The sequence below is a fragment of the uncultured Thalassolituus sp. genome (assembly GCF_950066645.1).
Taxonomy (GTDB): Bacteria; Pseudomonadota; Gammaproteobacteria; order Pseudomonadales; family Oceanobacteraceae; genus Thalassolituus.
In genome coordinates this window covers 41,114-60,416 of sequence record NZ_CATMFB010000006.1, presented here as the reverse complement: position 1 = coordinate 60,416, position 19,303 = coordinate 41,114, and the positions used below count along the sequence as shown (strand labels likewise).

17 protein-coding genes are annotated in these 19,303 nt (G+C 53.4%); 13 read left to right on the top strand and 4 right to left on the bottom strand.

Annotated elements, in window-relative coordinates:
* From Q1L85_RS06970 to Q1L85_RS06950, 5 genes are read left to right on the top strand one after another with little or no spacing between them, the layout of a single operon-like run.
* Positions 1-1,179: an HmuY family protein gene (locus tag Q1L85_RS06970; RefSeq protein ID WP_300424477.1), complete on the top strand. Its 1,179-nt coding sequence runs from the start codon at positions 1-3 to the stop codon at positions 1,177-1,179.
* Between the two features lie 26 nt (positions 1,180-1,205).
* The gene (locus Q1L85_RS06965) at positions 1,206-2,273 is read left to right on the top strand and encodes a hemin-degrading factor (RefSeq protein ID WP_300424475.1); all 1,068 of its coding nucleotides are present in this window, start codon (positions 1,206-1,208) and stop codon (positions 2,271-2,273) included.
* A complete protein-coding gene (locus tag Q1L85_RS06960; RefSeq protein WP_300424473.1) occupies positions 2,270-3,115 on the top strand; it encodes a hemin ABC transporter substrate-binding protein in 846 nt (281 codons plus the stop codon). Before Q1L85_RS06965 ends, Q1L85_RS06960 begins: the two co-directional genes overlap by 4 nt.
* Positions 3,112-4,185, top strand: a complete 1,074-nt coding sequence (locus Q1L85_RS06955; protein WP_300424471.1) for an iron ABC transporter permease — start codon at positions 3,112-3,114, stop codon at positions 4,183-4,185. Before Q1L85_RS06960 ends, Q1L85_RS06955 begins: the two co-directional genes overlap by 4 nt.
* Complete coding sequence (locus Q1L85_RS06950; protein WP_300424469.1) at positions 4,182-5,012, top strand: heme ABC transporter ATP-binding protein; 831 nt, start codon at positions 4,182-4,184, stop codon at positions 5,010-5,012. The genes Q1L85_RS06955 and Q1L85_RS06950 overlap by 4 nt, the downstream gene beginning before the upstream one ends.
* 46 nt (positions 5,013-5,058) lie before the next feature.
* Here the strand turns inward: Q1L85_RS06950 and Q1L85_RS06945 are convergent, their stop codons facing one another.
* A complete protein-coding gene (locus Q1L85_RS06945; protein WP_300424467.1) occupies positions 5,059-7,158 on the bottom strand; it encodes a TonB-dependent receptor plug domain-containing protein in 2,100 nt (699 codons plus the stop codon).
* Positions 7,159-7,271: 113 nt separating this feature from the next.
* On the opposite strand from Q1L85_RS06945, the gene Q1L85_RS06940 reads away from it, so the two are divergent.
* Both Q1L85_RS06940 and Q1L85_RS06935 read left to right on the top strand, forming a co-directional pair.
* Entirely contained in the window at positions 7,272-8,300 is a 1,029-nt protein-coding gene (locus tag Q1L85_RS06940) for a helix-turn-helix transcriptional regulator (protein ID WP_300424466.1), read from the top strand.
* Between the two features lie 139 nt (positions 8,301-8,439).
* Complete coding sequence (locus tag Q1L85_RS06935; protein WP_300424464.1) at positions 8,440-9,291, top strand: delta-class carbonic anhydrase; 852 nt, start codon at positions 8,440-8,442, stop codon at positions 9,289-9,291.
* A 23-nt stretch (positions 9,292-9,314) separates the two neighbouring features.
* Here Q1L85_RS06935 and Q1L85_RS06930 read toward each other — a convergent pair whose 3' ends face one another.
* Both Q1L85_RS06930 and Q1L85_RS06925 read right to left on the bottom strand, forming a co-directional pair.
* Positions 9,315-10,001, bottom strand: coding sequence for a response regulator transcription factor (locus Q1L85_RS06930; protein ID WP_300432698.1), 687 nt, complete (start codon positions 9,999-10,001; stop codon positions 9,315-9,317).
* Complete coding sequence (locus tag Q1L85_RS06925) at positions 9,998-11,551, bottom strand: HAMP domain-containing sensor histidine kinase (protein ID WP_300424460.1); 1,554 nt, start codon at positions 11,549-11,551, stop codon at positions 9,998-10,000. Before Q1L85_RS06925 ends, Q1L85_RS06930 begins: the two co-directional genes overlap by 4 nt.
* A gap of 301 nt (positions 11,552-11,852) precedes the next feature.
* On the opposite strand from Q1L85_RS06925, the gene rpsP reads away from it, so the two are divergent.
* The 5 genes from rpsP (at position 11,853) to Q1L85_RS06900 (ending at position 14,781) form a co-directional block, all read left to right on the top strand.
* Positions 11,853-12,104 (top strand): 30S ribosomal protein S16, encoded by a 252-nt coding sequence (gene rpsP / locus Q1L85_RS06920; protein WP_300428632.1) that lies wholly within the window; start codon positions 11,853-11,855, stop codon positions 12,102-12,104.
* Positions 12,105-12,128: 24 nt separating this feature from the next.
* Positions 12,129-12,653: a ribosome maturation factor RimM gene (rimM, locus tag Q1L85_RS06915; RefSeq protein ID WP_300428633.1), complete on the top strand. Its 525-nt coding sequence runs from the start codon at positions 12,129-12,131 to the stop codon at positions 12,651-12,653.
* A 36-nt stretch (positions 12,654-12,689) separates the two neighbouring features.
* Positions 12,690-13,445 (top strand): tRNA (guanosine(37)-N1)-methyltransferase TrmD, encoded by a 756-nt coding sequence (trmD, locus tag Q1L85_RS06910; protein WP_300432695.1) that lies wholly within the window; start codon positions 12,690-12,692, stop codon positions 13,443-13,445.
* 10 nt (positions 13,446-13,455) lie between these two features.
* Positions 13,456-13,809, top strand: coding sequence for a 50S ribosomal protein L19 (gene rplS / locus Q1L85_RS06905; protein WP_300432693.1), 354 nt, complete (start codon positions 13,456-13,458; stop codon positions 13,807-13,809).
* A 117-nt stretch (positions 13,810-13,926) separates the two neighbouring features.
* Positions 13,927-14,781: a DsbC family protein gene (locus Q1L85_RS06900; RefSeq protein ID WP_300428503.1), complete on the top strand. Its 855-nt coding sequence runs from the start codon at positions 13,927-13,929 to the stop codon at positions 14,779-14,781.
* Between the two features lie 806 nt (positions 14,782-15,587).
* On the opposite strand, the gene Q1L85_RS06895 is transcribed toward Q1L85_RS06900, so the two are convergent.
* On the bottom strand, positions 15,588-16,397 hold the full coding sequence (locus Q1L85_RS06895) for a pseudouridine synthase (RefSeq protein WP_300428502.1): 810 nt from the start codon (positions 16,395-16,397) through the stop codon (positions 15,588-15,590).
* A 123-nt stretch (positions 16,398-16,520) separates the two neighbouring features.
* On the opposite strand from Q1L85_RS06895, the gene Q1L85_RS06890 reads away from it, so the two are divergent.
* Positions 16,521-19,301: a hypothetical protein gene (locus Q1L85_RS06890; protein ID WP_300432690.1), complete on the top strand. Its 2,781-nt coding sequence runs from the start codon at positions 16,521-16,523 to the stop codon at positions 19,299-19,301.
* The last annotated feature ends 2 nt before the right edge of the window (positions 19,302-19,303 follow it).

The following is a 19,303-nucleotide window of genomic DNA, read 5'->3' as shown; positions in this document are numbered from 1 at the left end:
ATGAACGCACTGACAAAAGAAATGGGTAAATGGCTGATAACTTCAGTCGCTCTGGCCGGACTGACCGCCTGTGGTGGCGACAGCGACAGTAGTCTCGAAGATGTCACCGATGTTGTCGATACCGGCACGACAGATACTACAGATCAGGTGGTGGATTCACAGGGTGTGACCAGCCTGAAAGTGAACGCAGCCAGCTATACAGATTGGGTATTTGTCAGCCTGACGGAAGGAAAGGTGCTGGAGCTGACGGCTGAAGAAGCGGAAACGTCAACAGACTGGCAGCTGGCGCTGCGACGCACTGCCATTAAAGTGAATGGTGGCGATTCTGGTTCCGGTAATGTGAGCGTGGCGTTGGCCGATGCTCAGGATGATTTTTATAACGGCGACGGTTCGGCAAATCCTTCCGTATTTATGAATGCCGACGCTGATATTGAAGAAGCTGCACTGCTGGTGGCGTATGACACATCTACTCTCAGCTACGTTCAGGACAGCAACGAACCAGCCCTTACCGACTGGTACGTTTATGACTTTATGACCCACCAGATCAGTGCTGACACAAGCGTCGGTTATCTTATCCGTCATGCCGATGGCGCGACGTACAGCAAGCTGTTTATTGATGCCGCAAGTTATACCGGTATGACCGTTCGCTACGAAACGCAGGCGGCTGGTACCTCTCAGTTCGCTGGTGATGAAGAAACCTTCAGCGTCGAATTTGGTGAAGACGAGACTCTGGTCTGCCTCGACTTTGACACTGTGCAGTCAATGGATTGTGCGGCTGACGGATGGGAGCTTCAGTATGAAGTCGATCTTTCTGCGCGCGCGATTAATCTGTGGACCAACGGCGGTGTGTTCGGCACAGGCAATGGTGCTGTTTTCGGGGCGATCGATGCGGAAGCCCTGGCGGGTTACACCAGCGCGACTGTGATTAACACAGCCAATATTGCTTCGCATTATTCTCAGGACAGCAGCACCGGACTTTTTGCAGAGCAAAGCTGGTACGCCTATAACCTGGGTGGAAATCACAAACTCTGGCCTAACTTCCGTACTTATGTGGTGAACACTGATTCTTCAACGGAAGGTTCAACTCAGTTCGCTCTTCAGATCAGTAATTACTACAGCCTGGAAGACTCGGGCAGTCCGGAATTACGTTTTATTGAACTGGCGACAGACGGCGAATAAACCTTTCGTTGACGGAGAAAAATATTATGAATCAGGCATATCAGGAGCTGGGTACCCGTTGGGAGCAGCTGAAAAAAGACAATCCTGCACTGCGTATCAGAAATGCAGCGGAGGTTCTTGGTGTCAGTGAAGCAGAATTGCTGGCAACCCGCACTGGAGAAGGTGTGATCCGCCTGCGCAGTGATGCAAAAGGCATTATGGCAAGAATCGAGTCTTTGGGTGAGGTCATGGCTCTGACCCGGAACGATGCCATGGTGCATGAAAAAACCGGGCAATATAAAGATCTCAGTATTCATGGAAACATGGGACTTGCCCTGGGCGTTATCGACCTTCGGGTATTTTTTAACCGCTTTGAAACGGCGTTTGCCGTCAGGGAAGACAGCCCGGTTGGTGAACGTCGCAGCCTGCAGTTCTTTGATGAATATGGCGAAGCCGTGCATAAAATTTATGCTCGTGAAGCAACAGACATCGAGGCGTTTGATGCGTTGATCGCGGAATTTACCAGTGATGATCAGGAGGCCTCTGTCGACGTTTCTCCGCGGGTCAGTGAGCCGGCGGAAGATCATCCACTGGATGTTGAAGCGCTTGAGCAGGGCTGGAGTGAACTGAAGGATGTTCACCATTTTCTGGCGTTGTTGAAAAAGCACAAGACAACACGTGCAACGGCCTATCGTGCTGTGCGTGATGACTACGCCCGTCAGGTGACTTCGACTGCCTTTGAGGCTGCATTAACCAGCGCCGCAGAAACCCAGCTTTCTATCATGGTGTTTGTGGGTAGCCCGGGAGTGATTCAGATTCACACGGGTCCGGTAAAACATCTGAAGCGTACAGGTCCGTGGTTTAACGTACTCGACCCTGGTTTTAACCTGCATGCCGATACTACTCAGATCGGTCAGGCGTGGGTGGTTCGTAAGCCGACCAGTGACGGTATCGTGACATCACTGGAGGTATTCGATACTGACGGTGAACAACTGGCCCTGATGTTTGGCGAACGCAAAAATGGCGAGCCTGAAAATCCAGCGTGGCAGGCACTGATTGCTTCCATCGAGGCGGACTTCTCGCTCGTCGAAGCAACAGCAGGAGAGGTGTCATGAGGCGCCTCAGCGGATATCTGATGACGCTTCTGGTTGCCTGTGGACTGTCACAGGCAACCCATGCAGCAGAGCGGGTTGTGAGTATTGATGGTGCTCTGACGGAAATTGTTTACGCTCTGGGCGCGCAGGATCGTCTGGTTGCGGTGGATACGACCAGTCGCTACCCGAAAGCCGCTCTGGATCTGCCTCAGGTCGGCTATATGAGGCAGCTTTCGGCCGAGGGCATCCTTGCGCTGCATCCAGATCTGGTGATCGCCAGCGATGATGCCGGGCCTGAGACTGTGTTTGCACAACTGCAGGAAGCGGGTATCAGGGTCCGCCGGATAGCTGCTGAAGATTCCGTTGCCGGAGTGCAGGCACGAATCATTGCGGTGGGTGAAACGCTCAACCTGACAGAAGAAGCTCGGCGTCTGGCGGCGTCGGTCGGTGAGCGCAGCCAGGCAGCCCTTGCCCGTATTCCGGATGCCCACCCAGACACCCTGTTTCTGCTCGGTGCGGGTAACCGTGGCCTGATGGCGGCGGGACAGAAGACCGGTGCTCAGGCTTTGCTCGATATGATGGGTGCCTCGAACGTGTTTACGCATCGTGGCTACAAGCCTGTCAGTGCTGAGGGGGCCCTTCAGGCAGCTCCTCAGGTGGTGCTTGTCGGTCATACCGGAGACGATGCCGGTGATCAGATCGAACGGACCCTCGCCATGACTCCGGCTGCCTCATCAGGGCGTATCCATCATGTTGATGTCGGGCTGGTACTCGGATTTGGTCCACGTCTTCCTGAGGTGCTCGAATTGCTGATTCCTCTCCTGTACCCCACTTCCGGAACGGTTGAGGTGGCAGGCGAGTGACGGGGCTGGCGTTACGCACGGCGCCGGGCACGTCCTTACCGGGTAAGGCAACACTGGCGCTGACCGCTTTATGTTCACTGCTGCTTCTGGTCGCCGTCTGGGCATTACTGACGGGACCCATGACGTTGCAGGTGAACGATATTTTCGCGTCCGTCTGGAGGACGCTGCAGGGCGAGTCTCTGGCGGGCTCGGCTGACTGGGTCGTGCGTGAACTACGGCTGCCACGGGTGGTGCTGGCGATGCTCGTCGGCGCGGGGCTGGCGGTTGCCGGTTGTGTGACGCAGGGGGTTTTCCGTAACCCCCTTGCTGACCCCGGTTTGATTGGTGTCTCCAGTGGCGCTGCTCTGGCGGCAGTGTCAGTGATCGTTCTGAGTGCTACCTGGCTGCAGGGATGGAAGGGTCTGACAGGCCCGTGGGCATTGCCACTGGCTGCGTTTGCGGGAGGCCTTCTGGTTACCCTGGTAATCTACCGTCTGGGAACCCGTCAGGGCAAAACTCAGGTTGCGCTGTTATTGCTGGCCGGTATTGCCATCAATGTGCTTGCCGGAGCAGCGACCGGTGTCCTTACCTACATGGCAGATGATCAGCAGCTGCGGGATATGACCTTCTGGTCGATGGGCAGTCTCGCAAATGCGCGCTGGACAGAAATCGGTGCGGTAGCCTGCCTTATTGGTCTGCCTCTGATTCTGGTCTGTACGCGCGCGCGGGTCCTCAATGCCATGCTGATGGGAGAGCAGGTTGCCGGACATCTCGGCTTTCCCGTCCAACGTGAAAAGCGTCTGTTATTGGGGGCTGCGGCACTGATGGTCGGCGCCGGAGTGGCTGTCAGTGGCATGATTGGTTTTATTGGCCTGGTGGTGCCTCATCTGCTGAGGCTGTCTGTGGGCCCGGATCATCGGAGTCTGCTGCCGCTGTCTGCCATTGCTGGAGCGCTGCTCCTGCTGGTGGCTGACACTCTGGCACGTACAGTGATGGCACCGGCAGATCTTCCTGTCGGCCTGTTGATGGCGCTGATCGGTGGCCCGGTGTTTCTGATTCTTCTTGTACAGCAAAGCAGGAAATGGATATGACGCTCAGTGCAAAACACCTGTCTGTTCGCCTTGGCGGTCGGCACATACTCTCGGATGTCAGCCTTGAAGTATCGTCCGGTGACCGTATTGCGGTGCTGGGGGCCAATGGCGCAGGCAAGAGTACGTTGCTCAGTTGCCTGACGAATGAACTCAGGGCCGATCAGGGGGATGTGCTTCTGGCCGGACAAGCCCTGCACAGGATGCCTGCTACCGAGAGAGCCCGGCGGCTGGCGGTGATGCCACAGAGTGTCACTCTGTCTTTTCCGCTGAGAGTCCACGAAGTTGTCGCTCTGGGGCGGAGCCCGCACATGGATGAAGTACGCACCCGTCACTGGCAGCAGGAAGCCATGCAGCTGATGGATGTCTGGCATCTGCGAGGGCGGGAATACACCGGGTTGTCCGGAGGGGAGCAGCAGCGTACCCAGATGGCGCGGGTGCTGGTTCAGATCTGGAGTTGTCGGGAAAAGGGCGGCGAAGGGCATTACCTGTTACTGGATGAATGCTTTTCTGCCGCTGACCCAGCGCATCAGCACAGCATCATGAACCGAGTCTCTGAATTCGCCGGAGCGGGCGTAGGTGTGTTGGCGGTAATGCATGACATGGCATTGGCTGCATCCTGGGCAGACCGGGTATTGCTGCTCAAGCAGGGAGAAGTGGTGGCTTTCGGCCCCGTTGAATTACTCACCATGCCTCAGATTTTACAGGTGGTGTACGACCTTCCTGGTCTGTTGGCTAACGATTATGCGCGTAATAACCGTCACTGGATGATCCGTAATCCCGCCAATCCGGCGCCTGCCGAACGTCTCCGCGAATACAGCTACGCATAATTCAGACGGCAGCACGTTGCGTGATGCCGTCTACCTTTCTATTTCTTCAGAACTGGTAGGCCAGAGTCAGTTTGTAGTTGCGCCCTGGCTCGTAGTCGTACAAGTACAATTCGCCAAAGCGTGGGTGATTGGATACCCCCGTTCGGCTTGACTGCGATGCATAAAACTCGTCAGTCAGGTTATCGATACCCGCAGTTACCGTCAGACCTGAGACCGTAGAAGGTGCCCAACGTGCGGAGACGTTAACAACGGTGTAGCCGTCTTTGGCTTTATCTAATGAAGCGCCATCGATATCCAGAGCATCGTCCAGATCGTCGACATTCAGGACGTCAGCGTGCAGCGTAATTCCCGTTGCGGGTAGGGTGTAGTCGAGGTTCAGGCTCAACGTATTACCCTGTTGGCGGTCGATGCGTGCGCCATCGAATTGTGGGTACTCAGACGTCGCATTCAGATCACTGGCAGCGCGTGAGAATGTCAGCATGGTTTGCAGGTTAGCGATGTCATAGCCGAGGTAGAGTTCAGAGCCACGAATGGTCAGATCACCCACGTTGTCTTTGAAACCGCGGGCTGCGTAGTCGTAGATGTAGTCGTTGATCTCCGTCTGAAACACAGTTGCGCCAACACTGAATTTATCGGCACCCAGTACTGCATCAGCGTAATCCAGGCTCAGTTCATGGTTGATGCCCGTTTCTGCTTCGATATCAGGGTTTGGCGTATCGTATAAACCAGCGCCAACATAGACTTCCGCTACCTCTGGGGCTTTGAACAGCTGAGTGCTGTGCAAGCCGGCGCTTAAGCCATCAGTAATTTGTTGTTCAATGCCCAGACCGGCAGTGAATTCACTGAAGCTGTCGTCTGTCAGTGTCGTGTTCAGTTCGACCGTGTCATAGCGACCACCAATAATGATGTCGGTATTTTTGATGTTCCAGCGATCCTGGAGATAAAGGCTGGTGGTCGCCGAATCTTCGGTATTCCTTTCAGTGTCACCGCTGGTCAGAACGTACTTGTACTCGGTGTCATACAAGGTGTGCTCGATACCATAGGTCAGCGTGTGGTCGTTGAGCGAGCTTTCAAGCAACAGGTTTACGCCGCGTAGTTGTGCGATCCCGGTTCCCCGTCCTGCGGAATCGGCAAACGCTGGGTTTTCTGCGTAGCCGGTTTCATCCCGGTTAAAGGTACTTTCGTTGTTGTAAAGTGTGGCTTCGATATACGTTGCGCCCAGCTGAGCATCGTAATTAATGGTGTAGGTATCGCGGTCAAACTCGGTGGGCCATTCTAATGGAATACCAAGAGAGTTTCCGATTGCCAGATCCGTGGCGAGTCCCATATCCGGGCGCTGGCTGTAGTCGCCTTTGTCGCGATAGCGCTCGTAGCCAATACTCAGACGCTGGTTGGCATCAAGATCGATCCCGAACTTCAACAGGCTGTCTTTCTGGGTACCTTCAAGACCCAGAACTTCGCCATCTGTGCCTTCCAGTTCATCGCCATTTGAATCCAGGATCTCACCGCCGCCGACGGTGTAGTTACCGCGCTGCACATGGTTGTGATAAGCGAGAACGTCGACCTGCTCCGTGAGCTGGCCATACCCTGTTGCGGCAAGGCTGTGACCTTTGTTGCTGTTGTAGCCGGCCTGCAGACGGCCGCCGAACTGCGCGTTTTTCTGGAGCAACTTATCTGCTGACTTGGTACGGAACTTCACCGTACCACCCAGGCCGCCATTGATAACCGAGTTTTTGCCAACCTGTATGTCCACAGACTCAAGGATATCTGCGTGGATCTGCAGGTTACCCATATGGTGGAACATGTAAGTGTTCTGACGCGCACCATCAATGGTGATGTCGATGTCTTTGTCATCCATGCTGCGGATAGTTATGCGCTGGTTCAGCGAATGAGCGCCACCGACATCGACACCCGGAATCGTACGTAGCAGATCTGAGATGTGGTCTGCCTGACGCAATTGCATGCTGTCTTCATCGATGTTGACGGAAGAAGAGATGACTGCGGTTCCCCAGACTTCGACAGTGTCGAGCTGAAGTGGTTTGGCTTCGTCGTCGGTCGTGACCTGCGCTGCGATCGAAGGGGCAGAGACAGTCAGGCCGATCGCTACTGCGAGGGCGCTGTAACCGGAAGGTATCTTAGCGGACATACGGAAGACTCCTTAATATTAATCCGTGATTTTCAAATGAGAATCGTTATTATTCTACCTTTGAGGTGTCTCTCAGGGAGTCGTTTGTTGCTATGCGAAAAGAGCAGATTGTTATGAAGGAACGTGATCCTGTTGATGCGGCCGAGCAAAGTGCGCCCCGGGTGTCTGGGGACGAAATCCGCGCAATGAATGGTCGCGCTGGACTTCAGAACCTGACGGCAGAAGACCGCAGGCAACACCTGATGGAGGGGCGTTTCTGGCACAGGCAGATTTCAGATGACATCTCTCTGCATGTCGTTGATGGTTGCGAGGTCCAGGCGGCGATCAGCACAGCGGAGGTCGCCCCCGGGCTGAGTATCAATATTGTGTTCGAGGCTGATCTCAGGTTTTCGCTTGGTGGACGTAAGCACAGCCTGAAACATACGTCGTCGGTGGAAGACGGCGGGGTACCTTTACTGCATACACTGGTTGTCGGTCAGCGGGACATATTCAGTCGTTACCTTGAAGCAGGTCACCGTGTCCGCAAAATAAATATCACGCTCGCGCAGTCCTGGTTCGAGCGCCGGTCGGTATCTGGAGATGATTTCGTCAGAAGATTGTTCAGTCATCATGGGTGCTCAAAGGCGTGGCCGTTGCCTGCTCATCTTCTGGACGCAGTTACGTCACTGATGACAACTGATAACAGATCAGATCTGCAGTCTCAGGTGAATGCTGAATACCTCGTTCTTGCGATTGTGCGCGAATGTCTGCACGAGTTGAGTGCTATTCCTGAGGGTGAGCATGCTTACCCTCCTGCCGCTGACGCTGCGTTATTGAGTCTGGTAGACCGTGCGGTCTTACATGGTTCCGGCGTAAAAGAGATTGCCGCAGAAGGACGAATGAGTGTCAGTACATTACAGAAACGTTTTAAGTCATCGTTTAATATGACGGTTCAGAAATACATCCGTAAGCGTCAGCTGGAACAGGCTCGTCGTGCGCTTTTGGTGGCTGGTGTGAGTATCGGTGAGGTCGCCTATCAGGCCGGCTATAATCACAGCTCTAATTTTATAACCGCATTCCGACGCGAATTTGGCGTGACTCCCGCACAGTGTATAGAGCAGTTCCGTCCCTTTACCGGATCAGGAAGCAAAGTGGAACTTTGAGCGGATATTCCGCTTATGCTGATGCCTTTATACGCATTATTAATCTTTTTTTAATCTTCTTTTCAGGCCGTTTTCAGTCTCTCCCGGTACCTTAGTGCCCTGACAATTCACCATGTCTCAAACTACGGAGAGCAGAGTAATGAAAACAATGAAAACAGCGATGCTGGCGGGTCTGATTCTGACACCTGCGATAGCAATGGCTGGCGCTAAAAAAGAAGCCATTACAGATGTTGCAGACAGCGTTATCGAACAGCAACGTGCGGCACTGGCCGTGAACACCGAAGGTAAAGGCTTTGGCCCGCAGTCACCGCGAGATATCGATGTTGCTGCGGGCACTAACAGCAATAAGTTTTCAACTGCGCCTGATCGCAGCGAGATGAATCTCTGCAATATCCACTTTCATATTGGTGCCGAGCATAAAGGTGGGGAGTTCACAACGTATGCAGGTAATGGCGACGGCCAGGGGCATGGCACAGGTTATCTGTTTGACGGCGAGCTGAAGAAAAAGCAGCTGAAGCCAGTGAAAGCAGATATCTGTGGTGGTCTGGTACCGGGCGACACAATCGAAGTTCACTTCGTTCACACCACTGCGCAGATCGAACCAGGCCCGACACTGGGGGCTTGTCTGCAGGAAAACATCATGAACCCGCAGCTGCGTGTGGAAGCTCAGGTGATTGTTCTGGCGAATGATTCATCCGCAGCCGATTTTGTTGAGATGGCTCAGATCAGTCAGCAGAATGGTTACTTCCAGGCGGCCAATATTCCAACAGATACCGGCACTCCGGTAGAGTATGAAGGTTCGACTACTGGTCCTTCATACAACGAAAAAGGGTCACCTCTGCAGGTGAGCTGGAGTGTCCGTCCTGAAGTTGCGGTGGTTGACATTAATTCTGTCGGCAAGTGGTGTAATGACAACCGCTTTGACGAAGACCACGCTCACGGCGTCCGCAACCTGGTTCTGAATCCACAGTTGCTGTCGGCGATTAAGTAATACCAATGAAAAAATAAGCACCCTCAGGCTGTCGGTTGCTGCAGTAACCGGTAGCCATTTCCTCGCAGCGTTTCGATACGGATATCGATAGTGCTGCTGAGGCGTTGTCTCAACCGACTGATATAAACATCCACAATATTTGTGAGTGGATCTTTCTCCGCCTGCCAGACCCTCTGCAGAATACGCTCACGACTGAGCACTTTGCCGCTATTTTCAACGAAAAACTCCAGCAGATCATACTCCAGTCGTGTCAGTGGAATCTCTTCACCCTGATAGCGGGCAATCCGTTCTTCCGCAGACAATACAAGCTCCCCACATCTCAGGGAGGTCACTGACGAATCTGCGTTGGGAACAGAACGTCGGCCCAGTACCTGAATGCGGGCCAGCAGCTCTTCAAAATCGAACGGTTTGCAGAGGTAGTCGTCGGCGCCCTGACGCAGCCCTTCCACCCGGTCGGCGACATCATCCATAGCGGTTAACAGAAGAATCATCGGGGCCGACGGTAAGCGCTTTATACTCTGCAGCAGCATCAGACTGTCGGTATGCCCGAACATACGGTCGAGAACCGCAATATCCGGCGTTTCGTGACTGATGGTCGCGATCAGGTTGTGAACATCGCTTTCGCAGATAACATCAATACCCTCTGACTCCAGACCACGCCGCAGAAAGCTCAGCAGGGGAAGTTCATCGTCCGCAATCAGTACTTTCATCCGACAACCTCCTGAGGGAGCTTTACTATAAAGACCGAGCCGCGCCCCAGCTCAGATTCCACCTGAATATCACCGTGGTGTGCTTCGACCAGTACTCTGGCGATAGACAGGCCCAGACCCGAGCCCTCGGTTCTCGGACGGAAACGCACAAACCGCTCAAAAATATACTGCACGTCAGAAGGGGAGATTCCCTCGCCGTAATCCCGGACCCGCAGTTCGACCCATTTGTCTTTTTCAGTAAGAGTCACATCGACCGGAGTATCTGCTGGTGAGTAACGGGTCGCGTTATCCAGAAGGACCGTCAGGATCTGCTGCAGGCGTTGTTCATCGGCGTAGATCCGGGTTTCGGCCTCCGGTCTGGTGAACTGGAATTCACGCTGTGGAAACTTACGTTGCCAGTGATCAAGCTGGTTCTCGATCAGCGCGTCGACCCGGATAGTGTCGGGATACAGGCGCAGCTGATTGATCTCTGCTCTGGCCAGAAGCAGCAGATCATCGACCAGCAGACTGAGGCTGACCACCTGGTCCAGCACTGTCTGTAACGCGCCACGGTAGTCATCAATCACAGGATTATTCTGACGCAGTGTGACCTGAGCTTCGCCGCGGATGATGGTCAGTGGGGTGCGCAGCTCGTGCGAAATATCGGCAATAAACTGCTTACGGCGGGCGTCCAGTAGTGTCAGCTGTTTGTTCGCCTCAGTCAGTTCGGAGGTGCGTTGATCGACCTCATACTGTAGCTGGGTCCGCATGGTGTCCTGCTGCTGGGCGTGCTCGGCCAGTTGTTGAGCCATCTGGTTAAGGGACTGAACAAGAGAATCGAATTCACGGTCAAGGTTTTCAGGCAGCCGGAAGTTATAGTTGCCGGACGCAATCACCTGAGTACCGCCCTGGATGACGGTCAGAGGCTGATAGAGCTGGTTGAAGAGCCAGACGCAACCAAAGACGATGAAAGGTCCGACGAGCAGACAGAGAATCACGCTGAACCAGACAATGGCACTGTTAAGAGCTTCGATACGGGCATTGGTCGCAGATACCATCCGGCTCTGGCGGGACACTGCGGCATTGATGGCTTCGCGGAATTTATTGTCGATTGTGTATTCCAGCAGCTGTTGCAGGCGCTCCTGCTGGCTGAGGGGTGTCTGGTCATTCAGGGCGATGACCTCATTGAATTCTGTAATAATTTCGCCGATCAGTGCTTCCAGTTCATCCGTATCTTCGACACTGCCCTGGGTAACGTCCGGACCCAGCTCTTCGCGCTGCTGTACTTCGAGATCACGGATGACACGCAGTGACTCTTCAATCATCTGTCGTTTGTTGCGGACCAGCGCCTGGTTAGCGTTGCGACCAAAGATGAGTTCGTCCGTGAGTTGCTTAAACAGTCGGTACGAGATACTGGAGAGCATCTGGTGTTCCGATAACAGGGTCTGGGCAGTGACACTCTGTCGCAGGTTCTCTTTGGTGATCTGTGCTGAAACAGCGACCCCAGCCAGAGCGATAATCAGCACGGCGGCAGAGATAAAGCCGAACAGGTAAAGCTTGTGTTTGTACATATCACTGTCCTTTTGTGGCTTTGATGGACCTTGGTAGGAAGTAGACTCGTGAAGCGCATACTACCTTGAGAGCAGGGCTTTACAATTGCTCTGGGTGATATTTATCCGTCTGGCCTGGCGCGGGGGGCCTTGCGTCTGGAAGTCTTGATTCTGTACGCCCGCTGACTTAAACTACGCGCCCTTTTAATAGGCCCCGTCTGTCTGAAGACACGCTGAGCGTGACTCGAAACAGGTGGGATGATTAACGGCAGGCGATCTCAAAACTTGCCACTTGATAAAACGACCGGAGTGTATCGACTTTATGGTAGTTATTCGTTTGGCCCGTGGTGGCTCTAAGAAACGTCCTTTTTATCACATCAACGTAGCTGACGCGCGCGCACCACGCGACGGTCGCTTTATCGAGCGTGTAGGGTTCTTCAACCCAGTTGCTCGTGGCCAGGAAGAGCCAACCCGTCTCGATCTCGAGCGTGTTGAATACTGGCTGGCGAAAGGCGCACAGCCTACTGATCGTGTAGCTAAGCTGATCAAAGACGCCAAGAAAGCTCAGGCTTAATTGGTAAACCCCGGGGAGAGCACAGTGTCAGACCAGAACATCCACGTTCTCGGAAAAATCAGCACTGCGTTCGGTATCAAAGGATGGGTGAAGGTGTATTCCTACACAGATCCGATGAGCAATATTCTGGAATACCCGATCTGGTACATCCGTAAAGATGGCCAGTGGAAAGAGTTCAAGGTATTGCAGGGTAAGACCCAGGGGAAAGGTTTAGTAGCCTGCCTGCAGGGAATAAACGATCGCGATCTGGCACTGTCTTTACATCAGTGCGACATCGGGATCCCCGAAGAGCAGCTTCCTGAACTGGACGAAGATGAACATTATTGGTTCCAGCTGATCGGCCTGAAAGTGGTTAACACTGAAGGCGTGGTACTGGGCCAGGTAAAAGAACTTTTTGATTCCGGTGGCGGTAATCAGGTGATGACAGTGCAGCCTTGCGAAGGCAGCGTTGATCAGCAACAGAGACTGCTTCCTTTTGTGGATCAATACGTTCTCGAAGTCGATCTGGACGGCGGTATGATCCAGGTAGACTGGGACCCGGATTTTTAACCCCTGGCCAACAGGGCCAGAGAGGAGTGAAGACCGGTGTGGTTTGGTGTTGTAACTCTGTTTCCTGACATGATTCAGGCGTTGACCGGACAAGGGGTCAGCGGACGTGCCGTCAAACAGGATAAAGTAAGTGTAACCTGCTGGAATCCACGGGATTACGCCTACGACAACTACCAGACAGTGGACGATCGACCGTATGGCGGTGGCCCGGGCATGTTGATGAAAATTCAGCCTCTGCGCGATGCCATCCATGCTGCGAAAGCAGCAGCTGGTGACGGCGCGAAGGTGATCTATATGTCACCCCAGGGCCGTAAGCTGGATCAGCAGGGCGTACTTGAGCTTGCTCAGCACGACAAACTGATTCTGGTTGCCGGGCGATACGAAGGTATTGATGAACGTCTGATTGAGCGCGAAGTTGACGAAGAATGGTCTGTCGGAGATTTCGTACTCAGTGGTGGGGAACTGCCAGCTATGACGTTAATGGATGCCGTGATCCGGTTGGTGCCCGGCGTGCTGGGACACGAACTGTCAGCGCAGCAGGACTCCTTTATGGATGGCTTGCTGGATTGTCCGCATTACACCCGACCTGAAGTTTACGAAGGTCAGACAGTGCCAGAGGTACTGTTGAGTGGAAATCACGAGAAAATCCGTCAGTGGCGCCTCAAGCAGGCGTTGGGTCGAACCTGGCAACGCAGACCCGACTTATTGGCAGAACTGGAACTGACTAACGAGCAACAAAAGTTATTGACAGAATATCTGAACGAGCACGCTGAGAGCCCGTCAGACTGTTAAGGAGCGAACAATGAGCAACAAGAACCCAATCATTCAGCAGATTGAAAACGCGCAGCTGAAAGACGCGATCCCAGCTTTTGGCCCTGGTGACACTGTTGTCGTTCAGGTAAAAGTTAAAGAAGGTACCCGTGAGCGTCTGCAGGCGTTCGAAGGTGTGGTTATCGGTAAGCGTAACCGTGGCCTGAACTCTGCTTTCACCGTACGTAAGATTTCTCACGGTGTTGGCGTTGAGCGTACTTTCCAGACTCACAGCCCACTGGTTGACAGCATTGCAGTTAAACGTCGTGGTGACGTTCGTCAGGCTAAGCTGTACTACCTGCGTGAGCGTAGCGGTAAGTCTGCACGTATCAAAGAGAAGATCTAACTCTTCTTTACGAAAAACGGGCCTCTGGCCCGTTTTTTTTTGCCATATTCAGGCAAAGTAGAGACATTATGCTGATGTAAATCGCATCAGACACCGATACCTGAACAGAAGACGACTATGAAAAAGACTCTGTTGGCCGCCTTAGCCGGCGCCATGATCAGCGCTTCAGCTCTGGCAGAAACCGATCTGCGAAGCCAGGCAGAAAACCAGCTTAAATCCGTGCTTGGGCCAGCTGCTCAGGTGACTGCGGTGTATCCGTTGGGTGAAGGCCAGATACTGGAAGTACAGATGACAGACGGTGGTCTTCTCCATATGACGCCTGATCTGGGCTATTTTGTTTATGACAATCAGCTCTATCAGGTGACTCCGGGCGGTGCAGTGAACGTCACCAACTCCCGCATGGATACCTTACGGGCTCAGGAAATGGCGGGTATTCCGGATAAAGACACCGTGCTCTTCAAAGCGAAAGGTGAGCAGAAGGCGGTGATTAACGTATTTACCGACATTGACTGCGGATACTGCCAGAAGCTGCATCGTGAAGTTGAAGAGCTGAATACACTGGGGATTACGGTCCGGTACCTGGCATTCCCACGAGCCGGGATTCTGGATGAACAGGGGCAACCGACCGATTCATTTGCGAAGATTAATCATGTCTGGTGTGTCGATGATCGGGCGCAGGCGATGACAGATGTTAAGACGGCTCAGGGGGAGCTGTCACAGGCGTATAGCCGTGCAAGGTCATCTCAGAATCCGAAAGCCCGCGAGCAGGCCATCGCAGAGTTTGATCGCCTGCAGACCAGGATCGCCAAAATGACAAGCTCTGATCAGTGTGATTCACCGGTCGCTGCTCAGTACACCCTGGGGAAAAATATCGGCGTCAGTGGGACGCCTGCCATAGTGACTGAAAATGGTGCACTGATACCGGGCTATATGGAAGCTCAGGCACTTGCCGCACGTCTTGGTATTAACTGATACGATCCTGTGCACAGAAAATGACCCGCTCCGGCGGGTTTTTTTATGTCATTAAAAAGTGCACAGCAGACTGTCATTCTGCGCTGTGCATAAAACTGATTCTACGCAGGGTGGGCGCTATGGGGAGTTATCACTGGACAGTTCACAGAGTTGTCCACAGGGCTGATTGTGCCCACATATGTCCTTTCTTAACCCGTCGAAATTAAATTCACTTAAATCTTGCAAAAAAAGGGCACTTGAGGTGCACCCAGAACAAAATTGGTGCTGGCTTATACACACCTGTTTAATTGGCCGAAAAAATGTGTCAATTTGGCGTAGATTTCATGAAACATCCTATTGATTTTTATAAGTCATTGAAAAATATAGGTTTTTTGTTAGGTTAAAAATTGAGCAATCTGTATCGGGGGCCCATATTTACGGGGATTGTGGCACTTTTTAAATTATTATACACAAAGTTATCCACAGATTTTGTGGGAAACTCGAACTGGACAAAGTCCGACAAAATTGCAGTTAATCAACAAAAAAACAGGTCACCCGTATTGACAGAATTACTTCACTTCGAATTGCGTTATTCACATCGACAAATGCTTGACTGTATGTGCGTCAGGCGTTAGTCATAAAACTGTCAATACTGGCCATGGTTTTGCAACCTATTGAAATATAAAGAAAAATTTTCTGTTACATTTTTCACCAGATTAAGCTGAGCCCTTGTTTCATGCGGGTTACAGCAACATTTCAAAAACTTATTCAGAGAGTTATCCACAGATATTGTGGGTAAGACTGGCGGAGCCCCGGATTTCGGGGCTTCAGGACAGATCCCCGGTATCTTCGTCCGGGTATAGCCATTCATCCATGGACGGATGCGGGGCTTCTTTCAATGTCTCAGACAGGGCGGGAGGCAATGCATTAAGCCAGTCGAATCTCTCCAGGAGCTGCCGGAACACCCGGTCGGGCGAAGCTATCAATGTCATTGATACGCCACTCACCGGATGCTCCATACTCAGGCTCCATGCATGCAGAAGCAGGCGGGGGGCATTCAGATGGTCGCGGAAGTAGCGGCTGTGTTTCCCTTTGCCGTACCGGGCATCTCCGATGATAGGATGACTCAGATGTTTGAGGTGCCGGCGTAGCTGGTGTTTTCGACCGGTAAAAGGCCGACAGTCGAGCAGCGAATACCGTGACTGTGGATATTTGTCGATTTCTACCGGTATCTCGGTCGTCGCGAGACACATGAAGTCGGTGATGGCTTCCTGGGGCGGTTTAACTCTTTCGTGCTTCGCGTACTTATCAACCGGTGGAGACATCGCGTAGTCGAGATGGGTGAACTCGGGCATATAGCCCCGAACGATGGCCAGATAGTGCTTCTCAACATCGCGTTGACGCCACTGCTCAACCAGTTGGCTGGCAATTTCTGGCTGCCGGGCGAATAGCAGAACTCCCGAGGTGGGTTTATCTAGCCGGTGTACCGGGTAAACCCGTTGCCCGATCTGGTTACGGACCAGCTGCAGAGCGAAACGGGTCTCATGGCGGTCGATTTCACTGCGGTGCACAAGTAGCCCGCTTGGCTTATTGATTGCGACGAGATACTCGTCCTGATAAATGATATCAAGTTCCATACGATGGCCCTGTTAGCGGAGCCGCGACTCTACTCTGTGGAGGTGGGTTTTTGAACCCATCCGGCGCTTTTAAGTGTCACTCCAGGTCGCTATCATCCTTGATTTGGATTCATGGACTGACTCATGCTTCTGCGCTTTGTGTGCCTGCTTCTTCTCGCTCTTCCTGCGTTATCCGAGCCTGTTGCCTGGGACGGTCCCGGTCGGAATGGCTGGTTAACGTTAACGTCCGATCACTTTCAGGCCCATTATCCGGTGGGAGACGTCTACGAATCGCATGCACGCAGAGCGCTGGCGGTTGCTGAGCAGGCCCACCGGGATCTGGTTCCTTTCTTTGGGCAGCCCCCCGTGCACCGGACTCAGCTGGTGTTGTCTGATGATCAGGATGACGCCAACGGCTGGGCAACGTTTTTTCCGTTTCCGCAGATACGCCTCTATCTGACACCCCCTCACGAGCTTTCAGGGCTTGAAGATAATCAGGACTGGCTGAATATTCTCGTCAGGCATGAATATGTGCATGTACTCCACATGGAAATGGCGGGTCCTGTCCCCGCACTCGGACGTGATCTGTTTGGCCGGATGCCTTTGTTCTTCCCGCACAGCCTGACGACACCGATGCTGATTGAGGGGCTTGCCGTGTATCTCGAGACAGATTACGAGCAGGGCACGGGGCGTCTGGCTTCTTCCTGGTACCTGATGCAGATGCAGGAAGAAGTAAGGGCAGGGCGCTTTGCCTCCCTGGGGAACGCAGCAGTCGCTGCCAAAGACTGGCCTTACGGGCAATATTATCTGTACGGCGCGTTCTTTATCGAATACCTGGCGAAGACGTATGGCGAAGACGCATTGAAGCGTTGGCTGCAGCTATACAGTAACGAAATCATTCCCTGGGTCTCAATGAACGATTCTGCCTATCTTGCCTTTGGCAGAAGTTTTGGACAGCTCTGGTCTGAATTTTATTTTGCCATGGTCAAGCGTTTCGGCAGTGAAGAGGCCGTTGTCTGGTCAGGGCCACAGGACACTTACCGCGAACAGGTAAGTACCGCGTCGTCTCACTTCCTGTATCTGATTGAGCGTAATGATGAAGACCGTCCGGCCTTACTTAAATGTCATCAGTTTCCGGATTGTCGGAAGCTGGGTGATGCCGACGATATTGTCGCCCTCGCTGCTTCAGCAGATGACGAGTTGGTGGGGATCCGGCGGAATATGTACGCGAGCGGGCGCAACACGGGTGATCTGGCCTACTTCAGTGAGGGCCGCTGGCGCTGGGTGACTGAAAACGAGCGTCTCGCTGATGTGCGTTGGCTGCCTGACGCGTCAGGATGGGTCGCGACCAGTTTTGATCAGGGTCTCAGCCGTCTGTTGTTGATCAGCAGGGCAGGGGAAGTAAGCCTGCTGTGGCAGGGAGAATACGGTGAGCTTGTCGGCGATTTTGATGTTTCGCCTGACGGCCAGACGATTGTTGCAGCCTATAAGGAGTCGGGACTTTCCTGGGACATTGCCTCTTTCACGATGAAAGGGCGCCAATGGGAAAGGCTGACTGATTCGGTTGCGTCAGAAATGTCCCCCCGTTTCACCTCAGAGGGCGCAGTGATTTTTGTCTCTGATATTGATGGTCGTTTTCAGATACGGGCGCTTGACGGGAAATTGGTGGCCGCTTCTGACTCGGCAGCGGTATCACCGGAACCTTTGCAGGGTGGAGTTTGGTATCAGGAATATACCGCAGGCGGATTCCGGTTCAGGAGTGTCAGTCTTGAAGCCGCTCAAGATATGGAGCCTTCGCTGGCCACTGCTTATTTAACGGGGCGTGGAGAGGAGACTCATGGCCCTGTGCAACTGAAAGCGGCAGAGACCACGTCACCAGCGCCGTATTCTCCATGGCGTACCCTGCGGCCTTACTTCTGGCTTCCATATCTGGCCGCCAGTTCCGGTCGCACAGAAGCGGGGCTGGTGACCGGAGGGACAGATGCTCTTGGCCGTCATCTTTATCAGTTGCAGCTGACCTATGGATCTGAAGAGGCGGCGCCTAACTGGAATCTGCAGTATCAGTTTGAGCGCTGGGAGCTGAGGTATGAACGGACCCACAGTTTTTTCGAGTTGCTGGAGTCAGTGGAAGGTCGGACGATCCTGGAAGAAGATCAGGCCACACTGGCGAGGCTGTGGCTTCTCAGAGGATGGCGGGACCGGGTTGGTATACACGCGGGTCTGGTGCATCAACGCTCCGAAGTCGTCGATGTTGAACCAGGAGTGACGTTACTTGGGGAACGTGCCTTTCAGTCAACGTCGCTGGGCCTCGCAGGTGTGGTTAACCTGCAGAAGACTGCGTTGAATTCACCCCTTCCCTGGGGAAGCTACTCACAGCTTGTGATCGAAGATTTCGGACTTTCTGGTGATTATTATGCTGGCCTTCACGCACAGTTAGGGTGGAATTACGGGTTTGATCTCGCTGGACGTCAGTCTCTGGTGGTCGATATTAAAGGCGGTTATGCCGGCGAAGACGCGCCAGAGTGGCAGGTTGGGGGGCTGCCTCCTCAGGAGGATGAAGCCCTCTTTGGCCGTGATCAGTTAAGCCTCAGAGGCTACGACGATGCTGCATTCAGGGGGCGCTATTACGAACGACAGCGATTGACGTACCGTACTCAGGTCAAGGCGTTTAACTCCAACTGGTCATACTGGCCGGTTGGAGCTGATGATCTGCAGGTAAGTCTGTATCTTGAACGTGGCCGGGCCTGGGACAGTGATTACGATCAGGCTGAACAAGGAGCCGTTGCAGGTATGGGATTCGATCTGCGCCTGACGCTTCTGGCAGGTTATCGGATACCTGTCCCTCTGGTGTTGGGCGTTGCCTACGGTTTTGACGAGAACCTGGGAGATGTGCAGGTATACTCGGGTTTAACAGCGACATTCTGAAC

Bases quoted from the DNA above. Each gene is read 5' to 3' on its own strand.
- Q1L85_RS06970 (WP_300424477.1), top strand. From the start codon at position 1: ATGAACGCACTGACAAAAGAAATGGGTAAATGGCTGATAACTTCAGTC.
- Q1L85_RS06965 (WP_300424475.1), top strand. From the start codon at position 1,206: ATGAATCAGGCATATCAGGAGCTGGGTACCCGTTGGGAGCAGCTGAAA.
- Q1L85_RS06960 (WP_300424473.1), top strand. From the start codon at position 2,270: ATGAGGCGCCTCAGCGGATATCTGATGACGCTTCTGGTTGCCTGTGGA.
- Q1L85_RS06950 (WP_300424469.1), top strand. From the start codon at position 4,182: ATGACGCTCAGTGCAAAACACCTGTCTGTTCGCCTTGGCGGTCGGCAC.
- Q1L85_RS06945 (WP_300424467.1), bottom strand. From the start codon at position 7,158: ATGTCCGCTAAGATACCTTCCGGTTACAGCGCCCTCGCAGTAGCGATC.
- Q1L85_RS06940 (WP_300424466.1), top strand. From the start codon at position 7,272: ATGAAGGAACGTGATCCTGTTGATGCGGCCGAGCAAAGTGCGCCCCGG.
- Q1L85_RS06935 (WP_300424464.1), top strand. From the start codon at position 8,440: ATGAAAACAATGAAAACAGCGATGCTGGCGGGTCTGATTCTGACACCT.
- Q1L85_RS06930 (WP_300432698.1), bottom strand. From the start codon at position 10,001: ATGAAAGTACTGATTGCGGACGATGAACTTCCCCTGCTGAGCTTTCTG.
- Q1L85_RS06925 (WP_300424460.1), bottom strand. From the start codon at position 11,551: ATGTACAAACACAAGCTTTACCTGTTCGGCTTTATCTCTGCCGCCGTG.
- rpsP (WP_300428632.1), top strand. From the start codon at position 11,853: ATGGTAGTTATTCGTTTGGCCCGTGGTGGCTCTAAGAAACGTCCTTTT.
- rplS (WP_300432693.1), top strand. From the start codon at position 13,456: ATGAGCAACAAGAACCCAATCATTCAGCAGATTGAAAACGCGCAGCTG.
- Q1L85_RS06900 (WP_300428503.1), top strand. From the start codon at position 13,927: ATGAAAAAGACTCTGTTGGCCGCCTTAGCCGGCGCCATGATCAGCGCT.
- Q1L85_RS06895 (WP_300428502.1), bottom strand. From the start codon at position 16,397: ATGGAACTTGATATCATTTATCAGGACGAGTATCTCGTCGCAATCAAT.
- Q1L85_RS06890 (WP_300432690.1), top strand. From the start codon at position 16,521: ATGCTTCTGCGCTTTGTGTGCCTGCTTCTTCTCGCTCTTCCTGCGTTA.